General features: G+C 45.4%; 1 protein-coding gene and 1 pseudogene. Both read left to right on the top strand.

Going from position 1 to position 2848, the window contains the following annotated elements:
• Window positions 1-232: 232 nt before the first annotated feature.
• Window positions 233-1873, top strand: a complete 1641-nt coding sequence (locus O9295_RS13940) for a vanadium-dependent haloperoxidase (RefSeq protein ID WP_288033393.1) — start codon at window positions 233-235, stop codon at window positions 1871-1873.
• Window positions 1874-2038: 165 nt separating this feature from the next.
• Window positions 2039-2449, top strand: a pseudogene (locus O9295_RS13935) (AAA family ATPase); the annotation flags it as partial.
• Window positions 2450-2848: the final 399 nt, after the last annotated feature.

Genomic DNA, 2848 nt, shown 5'->3' with positions numbered 1-2848 from the left:
TTTGTGGAAGCCTTGGCAGCTTTTCGGACAGCGATGTCTTTCCGTTTCTTTGAGTGGCTGACCGAGAATCGGGATGTGTTTGCCGCTTACAAAGCCAGTTTAGGCTTTGTTTGGGCTTGAAATTTGTTTAAGTCCCACTAGACAAAAATAATTACTTTTTCAAAAAAACACTTTTCTATTTTTTTGTTGGGTATTTTATTCTCTGGAAGTCCCTTATTGCCATTTGCTGGTCATGTACAAAAAAATACTCTCTTTAACCCTTTTTCCTTTAGGGATTGCTTCCACTGCCTTGCTGCCAGTATCATCTGCTCAAGCGGTCACGGTGGCCAGTGATTGGATTGGTGCAGCCACTCAAGGTGTTAGAAATCAACCCCAGGGACCAACGGTAGCTTCTCGGCTCTATGGCATCCTTGGCACTGCTATGTACGATGCTTGGTCAGCCTACGAAGCTACCCCCATTAGTACCGTTCTGGGAGATACTTTACAACGTCCTACGAGCGAAAATACTCAGGCCAATAAACAGGAAGCGATTAGTTTTGCCGCCTATCGGGTGTTAACGGAACTGCTACCCACACAAACGGCTAATTTGACTGCTCGGATGAATAGTCTCGGTTACGACCCCAACAATACCAGCACCGATACCACTACGGCAGCGGGAATCGGTAACACCATCGCCGCCACACTGATGAATGCCCGTCGTAATGACGGTTCCAATCAGTTAAACAACTACGTTGATACCATCGGTTACAGCACCCCCAACACTCCCACTCAAGTGGTCGATATCGAACTCTGGACTCCGGAGAGTGTTCCCATCGATTCTGGTTCACCCCTACAGAAATATCTGACCCCTCACTGGGGAACGGTAGAATCCTTCTCTTTAACCGATAATGCACAATATCGTCCCCCTGAAATTATCCCTCCTTTTCTGTTAGATCCCAACGCTTCGGCGGATTTACAGGCGGGAACGATCACCAGGGCTGATGGTACGGTTGTTCCTATTAGTGCTGCATTAGTGGGAGTAGATATCAATCCCGCTTTCATCCAGCAGGCGGTTGATGTGGTGGCATTCAGTGCCAATCTCACCGACGAACAGAAACTAATCGCCGAATTTTGGGAAGATGGCCCTGGAACCCCCTTCCCTCCGGGTACATGGATGGAGTTCGGGCAAGATATCTCCCAGCGGGATAATAATACTCTCGACGAAGATGTGCAGTTATTCTTCGCCCTCGGTAATGCAGTCATGGACGCGGGGATTGCCACCTGGGAAGCGAAACTATCCTATAATTCTGCCCGTCCCGTGCGCGTGATTCGCGAGTTAGGTCGCTTGGGTTTAATCGGGACTGACAGTAACGGCGATGGAGTCTTTGAAATTAACGCTTGGGGCGGCCCCGGTTTAGGCACAATCACTATTCCCGCTACCCAATTTCTCACCTACCAGAATCCCTTTGGTCCTCCTTCGCCCCCCTTCGCCGAATATACCTCTGGCCATAGTGCCTTTAGTGCCGCTGGGGCGGAAATCCTGCGTCTTTTCACTGGTAGTGATGTTTTTGGTGGTTCTGTCACCTTTGCCCCCGGTACTTCAGCTTTTGAACCGGGCATCACTCCGAGTAGTCCGGTAACTCTTTCTTGGGATACTTTCTCAGAAGCGGCCGACGAAGCCGGTATTTCTCGTCGTTATGGCGGTATTCACTTCCTCGACGGCGATATTCAAGGCAGAATTTTAGGTCGCAGGGTGGGGGGAAGTGTTTGGAACCGCTCTCAATTCTTTATCAACGGTGGCGTTACTACTCCAGAAGCGGATAATGTTCTCGCCCTCTTGACCCTAGTCGGTATTTTCTCCCTAACACGCCTGAGAAAAAGCAAAATTAAATAAAAATTAGACATTTTGCTAAATTTCCTAGAGACGTTGCCCCCAACGTCTCTATTTTACTTTCTCCCTAGTCTGCCGATCCCACAAGCCGAAAATAGGGAGATTAGCTCCGATCGCTTGTTATACTTGTCTAGGATAGAAATTACCGCTCCTCACCCCTGACTGTTAATGATTTTTACTGAATTAGTTTTGCAAAATTTCGGACCCTACGCTGGTCGTCAAGTGATTAATTTACGTCCTGAAAAAGATAACAATCCCTGTCCGATTATCCTTTTAGGAGGCATGAATGGGGGCGGTAAAACTACTTTAATGGATGCGATTCGTTTGGCTTTGTACGGTGCGCAGGCGAAGTGTTCTACTCGCAATAATTTAAGTTATGCCGAGTTTCTTAGTCAGGCAGTTAATAATCAAGCTTCCCTCATCGATCAAGCTAGAATTGAACTGGCTTTTGAACATCTAGTTAATGAACAATGGCGACAATATCGTATCGTTAGATACTGGACAAAACAGCCTAAAGATGGTAAGGATACCCTCGGTATTTTAGATGAAGATTGGCCCGATCCTGCCTTAGCTAATACCTGAACTTTCCCCCATATATATATATACTATAACAGCCAAAACCCTTATCCATCAATGGATATAGCCCTTAACATTTCTTGATGTACCCATGTAATTTGTAATATTTCTTAATGGATAAAAATTCTCTCCATTTGCTAAAATAGTGGTCATGTACATAGAAAAAGTTCCTAACCGTAATTCCCAGCAATTCTCATTTTAAAAAGTAACAAGTGATACAGACAGAAACAAAGCTTTAAGCAAGCTACAAAATGCGCTCCTGCGAGTGCGACTGCATCGCAGAGAAGTGAGTATATAGAGTATTTATACTCAAAATATTTGAAAGATGGGAGAAATCTAGAACAAAAGTTCTCTACATCAGAAAGAGAACCAAATAAAAATTGATGATTGTTGTCTGTTGAG

Source organism: Microcystis sp. LE18-22.4A (assembly GCF_027531105.1).
Classification (GTDB): Bacteria; Cyanobacteriota; Cyanobacteriia; order Cyanobacteriales; family Microcystaceae; genus Microcystis; species Microcystis aeruginosa.
The sequence above is the reverse complement of the archived record's forward strand: the minus strand, read 5'-3'. Positions and strand labels throughout refer to the sequence as shown.

Coding starts and splice junctions, on each gene's coding strand:
- O9295_RS13940 (WP_288033393.1), top strand. CDS start 233: ATGTACAAAAAAATACTCTCTTTAACCCTTTTTCCTTTAGGGATTGCT.